Annotated in this window: 8 protein-coding genes; all 8 read right to left on the bottom strand. The window is 35.7% G+C overall.

The genetic code is table 11. The features are described 5' to 3' along the window. Nucleotides 1-111: 111 nt before the first annotated feature. The 8 genes from D7V92_RS21450 to D7V92_RS21490 all read right to left on the bottom strand — a co-directional run bounded on the left by D7V92_RS21450 (nt 112) and on the right by D7V92_RS21490 (nt 6,235). A complete protein-coding gene (locus D7V92_RS21450) occupies nt 112-828 on the bottom strand; it encodes a hypothetical protein (protein ID WP_032581321.1) in 717 nt (238 codons plus the stop codon). A 35-nt stretch (nt 829-863) separates the two neighbouring features. Then, a complete protein-coding gene (locus D7V92_RS21455) occupies nt 864-1,520 on the bottom strand; it encodes a hypothetical protein (protein ID WP_065538034.1) in 657 nt (218 codons plus the stop codon). A 648-nt stretch (nt 1,521-2,168) separates the two neighbouring features. After that, nucleotides 2,169-2,702: an SMI1/KNR4 family protein gene (locus D7V92_RS21465; RefSeq protein ID WP_121737429.1), complete on the bottom strand. Its 534-nt coding sequence runs from the start codon at nt 2,700-2,702 to the stop codon at nt 2,169-2,171. Between the two features lie 76 nt (nt 2,703-2,778). Continuing rightward, nucleotides 2,779-3,333, bottom strand: a complete 555-nt coding sequence (locus D7V92_RS21470) for a hypothetical protein (protein WP_016274007.1) — start codon at nt 3,331-3,333, stop codon at nt 2,779-2,781. A gap of 55 nt (nt 3,334-3,388) precedes the next feature. Then, on the bottom strand, nt 3,389-4,012 hold the full coding sequence (locus D7V92_RS21475; protein ID WP_117809689.1) for a hypothetical protein: 624 nt from the start codon (nt 4,010-4,012) through the stop codon (nt 3,389-3,391). A gap of 80 nt (nt 4,013-4,092) precedes the next feature. Next, the gene (locus D7V92_RS21480) at nt 4,093-4,818 is read right to left on the bottom strand and encodes a hypothetical protein (protein WP_121737428.1); all 726 of its coding nucleotides are present in this window, start codon (nt 4,816-4,818) and stop codon (nt 4,093-4,095) included. Nucleotides 4,819-4,917: 99 nt separating this feature from the next. Continuing rightward, a complete protein-coding gene (locus D7V92_RS21485) occupies nt 4,918-5,511 on the bottom strand; it encodes a hypothetical protein (RefSeq protein WP_007654014.1) in 594 nt (197 codons plus the stop codon). Nucleotides 5,512-5,596: 85 nt separating this feature from the next. Continuing rightward, nucleotides 5,597-6,235 (bottom strand): ankyrin repeat domain-containing protein, encoded by a 639-nt coding sequence (locus D7V92_RS21490; RefSeq protein WP_121737427.1) that lies wholly within the window; start codon nt 6,233-6,235, stop codon nt 5,597-5,599. Nucleotides 6,236-6,340 lie beyond the last annotated feature (105 nt).

The raw sequence follows: 6,340 nt of genomic DNA on the forward strand, positions 1-6,340 counted from the left end.
AAGTGTACTTGCCAATAGTAAGTAATACAATATTATTTTTATAATTTTCATGTTTCGCACTATTGTTATTAATGGTTAGAAAGGAGCATCGTCAGATGCTATCTTTCGTTGTTATAAACTTAATTGTTCTTGCTCACTTACATTTTCGTTTATTAGTCTGCACATATATTCTTGCAGGCAATAATTATATATTTCAGCAGTAAGTAATGATTTTATATATTCCACATTTTCATATATGTATTTCATTTTATAAGCTAATATTTCAAAGGGCATATCTTCGTTATTATATGTAGCCATTATCTGCCATAAATTTGAAATCGTTTGGTTTATGTCATTATCTTGGCACTGTTTATGGGCTTCCATATTCTGATATTTATAGATGTAATGCTCTGTGTATGCTGGAATGCGATATGTTTCATGTGTAAAGCCAGTTCCGCCCCCGGCAATACATCTTAACATATCATTTACACAATAGAATATTTTGTTTAACGTCTTACGTTCACAACGATAGTGTTTCCTATTATTGGCATTGAACTGTGCATACCATATACAATATAAGTCAAATCCAGTTTCTCCATAGAAATAACCTTGCAATGAAGTATATTGTTGGCGGTATAATGTATCGGGATAAACCGCTGCCGAGTTTGCAAACAATCTTTCCGCATCTTCTTCTATATAGCGGTACTCTTTCTTACTTTGTTTACGGAATTTATCAATATTGAGTATATCATCTTGTATGTTACGTTCACACAGAGTTTTACTACAAGAGCACCCCATTACCACGAAAATGGCAAGAACAAATAGTACTATGTTTGCAATACGATACATATTGTTTATAATGGTTTGCAGGGAACGGCTTGCCGTTATCCTGCGTTGTTAGCAACCTCTTTAATTCTCACCTGATATTTTTGTAATTGCCATTTTTTATCAATCAACAAATATGTTGCGGACAATTCGTTTTTAGAATCGTCTATTATCCAAGTTAAATCTTGAACTTTAATACCTTGCTCATTGTCTGCAAATCTTTTCTCTTTCGGATTGCCAAATAACTTTATACAATGTTCATAAGATGAAGTTTCTATTACAGATAGTTTATATTGTCCGTTTTCGTTTGGTAGCCATAAATTTTCGATAAGGAATAACCGCATATCCTCTACTAATTCTTTTTCTACTGATTTGAGAACGGGGAGTTTATATATGTATTTATGTATATTAGCAGAGAAAAATGGAAAGAAGTGTTTTCCCATTATTCTTCGCTGCATAGATACATTATCTTTGTATGGATTAAATTCATCCAGTGGCATTATTAAATCCATACCCAACCAATTTACATCTTTTTCATATCTCACTTTCGACCTAATACCTACTGTGGAATATAATGCCCTAAAACAAAACAAGAAAACAAAGTCTATTTCACTATATTTCGTTTCTATAATTCCCGAAAAATCTTTCAAATCATTGCTTATGTCTGAGACCTTGATGTATCCCGGAGAATCCGATGTTATTCTTATTCGTTCCATATTTGTTGATTATATAGTTGCTAATGGTTTGGTGAGCAACAGCATTTAGCTGTTATCTCGACCTTGTTAGCGATTTTTTATCTTTAATATCTCTATATTCGTGTATGTTGTTCATTAGAAAAATGTTCTACCTATCCATATTCCTGTTAGGAACATGATTAGAGGAAGAAAAAGTATTATCCATACTGGGATTATCTTGTTCCATTTGTTGCCTTTGTATTTCAGAAGTATAGCGGCAGTTCTTTTACGGTTATATCGTAAATAGAATGCGACAAAGCACAAGACAGAAACGACCCCACCGATAAATGCTCCTTGGGAGGAAGTAAAGTTCTTCCTCGTAAAAATCCAATAGTCAGGTAGTACACTGGCAAGGAAGATACTGAAAAAGAACAATGCAATTAACGAAATCATACAAAGCACACCACAAGCACTGAAACGTGCTGGTTCGTTATATTTTCGATAAAGTATAAACAACCGATAATACAGGTAGTCAAAAAAATGATACCTGTATTTTCCCCCTTCTCGCATCAAATTGTTTCGTGCGAAATGACTTATTGTTTCTTTTCTGTATCTCATCTTTGCTGAATTTTTCGCTAATGGCTAAGCGGGGAACGCTGTCAAGCGTTAGCACGCTTTGTTACCGATGGTTTAACTTTCAAAGTCTTTTGAATTAACAAGCCCACGAATAAACTCCTCAAAACATGCTGCAAGCGTAGTAATCTTATAATCGTTTTCTTCATCAATATGGACAACACTTGGTTCTCCTGCTAAACCACATTTGCGATAATCCAAGAATATCATATCATGTCCGGCAGAAGGAGTGGTGCATATCGCTATTCCAATGGTTGGATAGCCCCATTCTTCAATCCAAAAACGATTTCCCATTTCTCCGCAAAGAGAATAAGGTTTATCTTTATCTATTCCCATAATTCCACTTATTGTTATATGGTTATTTGCCCAAGAAGTCGGGATTTGAGTTGGAAAACATGTATTGACAGGTTCTCCACCATTACATTGTTTTATCAGCGCAATATAAGATTGGGGCAATTTATATCCCAATTCATTTTCAATATCTTTAACTTGTTCATCAGTAGGTGTTGTCCCTATATAATATTTTTGGGCATATTCATTATTATCCCAAAAACTGGAAAAGTCAAAATCTTTAAAAGGAGTTTTATTCATGACTGTATATTTTCTGTTTTATCGGTAATGGCTTGACAAGGAGCTGCGTTTAGCAGCTATCTTGGCTCGTTACTAACTATTTATTCCACCCATGTAATTCATATTGTTGTTCAACAGTATTTCTGATATATTCATAGGGGGAGTTTTTCAATTCTTTTACGCTTTTTATAGCTGTGGGCGTACCGATTGATGCCAATTTCCAAATACACTTAGTCCATATAGGAACCATAAAAGTTTCTTCCGCTTCTTGGTCTTCGTAATAGGGAAAAGTCGTATGCAGGACATCAATATAAAGCCTTTCATCCTTTTTATCATCACGAACAGCTATTAATATGTCCAAGAGTTCTTCATGCTGTTCATGCCAATATTCTTTCATTAATCGGCGTATATCCTCAATATAATAATCGTCTGGACGCCAAGGACCATATTTATCACTATATAAATAGCATTCCACAAATAATACATTCTGCATCGTTTCTTTATCTTTTTCTTGTATAGCCATCTTCCACATCTCTCTCAAAGAGTGTGGATTAGACAACAAATCAATGGAAAAGCGTTTATAGAACTCATCAAGCGTTATCTTGCTTGCTGCTAAGTCCGTAATAACTCTGTCATCTTCGTTGCTTATCATATCTGTCGCTCTAAATTGTTAGTAATGGTTTAGCGGGGAACGCTGTGAAGCGTTATCACGCTTTGTTAGTTGCATCGTTATTGTTATTATCTACCCATGCTTTGATTTCATTTGGAAAATGTTTATGAAACATTCTTATCCACAACTTATCGTTACACTTGTCGGGAATACAAGCATGAATGCACTCAAACCACTGGTCCCACATCCAATCAAAATCATCTTCCGGCATCATCATCCAAAGCAGAAAATCTTTCGGTTCCCAATCAGATAATTTCATAATATCCTTTTGCAGGACCTTACGCATGGATTGAAGTTGCTCTGTTGCTTCTTGACTGGTTATTTTTCCTTTCCAAAAATCAACAGCCGAGTGTGCAAAGTCATTTATCTGTTGGATAGTAGCATTAGGAAAATATTGTTTATCCAAATGCTCTACCATATCTTGCATAAAACATATTCGACGTTGATGCCATTGATGTTGGTCGTCATCTTCTATTTCATCTAAGATATACTTTGCCAACACTATAATTGCATCAAGTCCATGATTTTCTATTTTACCCCATTCGGCAGTATTCCAATCTGCTTGTGTTTTTACTTTATTATAGCAGACAGAGCATACTCCGTTTGGTAGAGTTATGGGATGTTTTCTGCAAATAGGGCATATTTTATCAACATTTTCCATTCTATTTAATTTTTAATTTGCAACTAATGGTTAGCAGGGAACGGCTCGTCCGTTATCCTGGGTTGTTAGCTGTATTTTAGTCAAAAGTCATGTAACACAAACAGACTTTTAACAAGATAATTTTCTACTGTCCATACGGCATAATATCCGCTTGCACCGTCACTGTTCTGCGTGCTGATGAACAGTGAGTTTCCTTTACCCAATGCCACGACAACATTGTTTCGGCTCGGTTCGTATAGATGTGTTATGTATGCTGTTGGAAATTCCAATATTCCGGCAGGGTGCTTGACGGTGACAGATGCGTATTCTTCATGCGGAATATTATCATCTATGCCTGTCAAGTCAGAACAACCGTCAATACTCCGAACAAAACCTGCTTCCAAATCATAAACAATGGCATGTTTTTGTGGATTAAATTTTTGGAAGTCTATCTTTACGGTTAATGTGTCGTTGGCATATACAAGGCATTTATCCGTACTTTGCGGCTGTTTCTTCAACTGTGGCAAATCTGCCAAATAACGTATGCGGCTTTTATGGATTTCTCCTGTATGGGTATTTCCATTCGGGCAAGTCTTGGTTATGCCCGTTTCTGCTCCATATTCTACGCTATGCCATTCTTTATGGCTCTTTTGTGCATCCCAATCGGCAAATACATGATTATCCAATAATTTGCCTATCACTGTTCCACTTGTATCACGTACATTTACATATCCGTCCGCATCCTGAATGACACCGAAGAAACGCTGTTGTGCTTGTATAGGCAAGCAAAACAGAATTGCCGATATGTAGAAAATAATCTTTTTCATGCTTCTATTACAGCTAATGGCTTGGCGGGGAACGGCGTTAGTCCGTTATCCCGGCTTGTTACCAATATTTTTTTAAGTATTAGCCAAAGATTTCTATTCCTAATTATTAAGAGCAATCTCTTTACCAACAAATATGGCATCACCACATTTCATATAGAAACCATTTTGACCGTTGTATTTCCTAAGAGCATAGGGATATGCAACAATTCCTTTTTGTGGCTTTATACTAATTTCACAACATCCATGTGATGTTTGGTAAAGCAAAAAAACTTTTTCCCCATGCCTTTTTAAAATGTCATATACCTTATTCTTCCATTCTTTTTCATCCTTATCTTCAATGTTATATGAATCAGCAATACGACCATTTCTTAAAAAATGGGAATCATTAACATCCGGCTTAGAGCGTAAGAACTGCATTTGTTCCCTTGCAATACTACCAAAATGGTAATATTCGCCATATTTTTTGTATCTCGTTTTTAATTCTTCCATTGTCATCAAATCAAAATTTACGATAGAGAAGAAAGAACTTGATGAATTTACAACAGACGTATATAGTCTTTTGCTAATGTCAGCTTCCAAAGAAGGAGAAATATCTAAAAAGAATATATTAGGATTGTACCCTCGTAATTCCTCACAAAATTGCTGCTCATCATTTTGAGTCATAAATAACTGAAAATCTCTACTTTTCTCCATTGTATTTAATTTTGATGATGATAAAATCTTTGGCTTACCTTATCGCACTGTTATTGGTAATGGTTCAGCAGGGAACGGCTTGCCGTTATCCTGCGTTGTTAGCATTATTTTTTTGTTGTTTCATCCATTGTAAAAGTAAATTTTCAATTTCTTTTGCACCTGTATCCTTTGCCAAAACAAGAGGGGTGCTGCCGTTGCTATCCTTTATATCAAGTTCTGCATTATATCCTAAAAGCAACTGTACCAGTTCGATGTTATTATTGGCAATGGCTTCCATAATCGGATATACTTTGTAGGTGTCGTATGAACTTTGACAACCATTTACGTTAATGCCATACTCCAGTAAAATACGGGCTAACTTTACGTTAGACAGCTTGCAGGCGTATGTCAGTAGTGTAAGTCCATATTCATCACTATATACTCTATCGTTAATGTCCTTATATTGGGTAAGGGCATATTTTAGTACATCTTCTTTGTCAAAGTAGATTGCCGTATAGAGTATATCAAACTCGTAACAGTCATTGCCCATTGCCATAGGCTCATCTTTTTCTGCCAGCAACCGTTTTACGGTTTCCACATCATTGTTGCGGCAAGCAACCCCTAACGGATAAAGTTGGTAGGTTTCATCTCGTATAGTATCTTGCCGCAATGGGCTTGCTTTCACGCTATCCAAACAACAAAAAAGCGTTGCAAGAAAAAGTAATGTCCAATTTACTATCTTCATATTTACTTTTTAAGTTGCACGTTAATGCTAATGGCTAAGCGGGGAACGCTGTTAAGCGTTATCCCGATTTGTTAATAACTTTTTTCTTCTCAATAGATGCGAAAC

Origin of the sequence: Parabacteroides sp. CH2-D42-20, assembly GCF_003670185.1 — a bacterium.
Classification (GTDB): Bacteria; Bacteroidota; Bacteroidia; order Bacteroidales; family Tannerellaceae; genus Parabacteroides; species Parabacteroides distasonis.

Excerpts from the sequence above, each read along its gene's own strand:
- D7V92_RS21450 (WP_032581321.1), bottom strand. The coding sequence starts at position 828 with ATGTATCGTATTGCAAACATAGTACTATTTGTTCTTGCCATTTTCGTG.
- D7V92_RS21455 (WP_065538034.1), bottom strand. The coding sequence starts at position 1,520 with ATGGAACGAATAAGAATAACATCGGATTCTCCGGGATACATCAAGGTC.
- D7V92_RS21465 (WP_121737429.1), bottom strand. The coding sequence starts at position 2,702 with ATGAATAAAACTCCTTTTAAAGATTTTGACTTTTCCAGTTTTTGGGAT.
- D7V92_RS21470 (WP_016274007.1), bottom strand. The coding sequence starts at position 3,333 with ATGATAAGCAACGAAGATGACAGAGTTATTACGGACTTAGCAGCAAGC.
- D7V92_RS21475 (WP_117809689.1), bottom strand. The coding sequence starts at position 4,012 with ATGGAAAATGTTGATAAAATATGCCCTATTTGCAGAAAACATCCCATA.
- D7V92_RS21480 (WP_121737428.1), bottom strand. The coding sequence starts at position 4,818 with ATGAAAAAGATTATTTTCTACATATCGGCAATTCTGTTTTGCTTGCCT.
- D7V92_RS21485 (WP_007654014.1), bottom strand. The coding sequence starts at position 5,511 with ATGGAGAAAAGTAGAGATTTTCAGTTATTTATGACTCAAAATGATGAG.
- D7V92_RS21490 (WP_121737427.1), bottom strand. The coding sequence starts at position 6,235 with ATGAAGATAGTAAATTGGACATTACTTTTTCTTGCAACGCTTTTTTGT.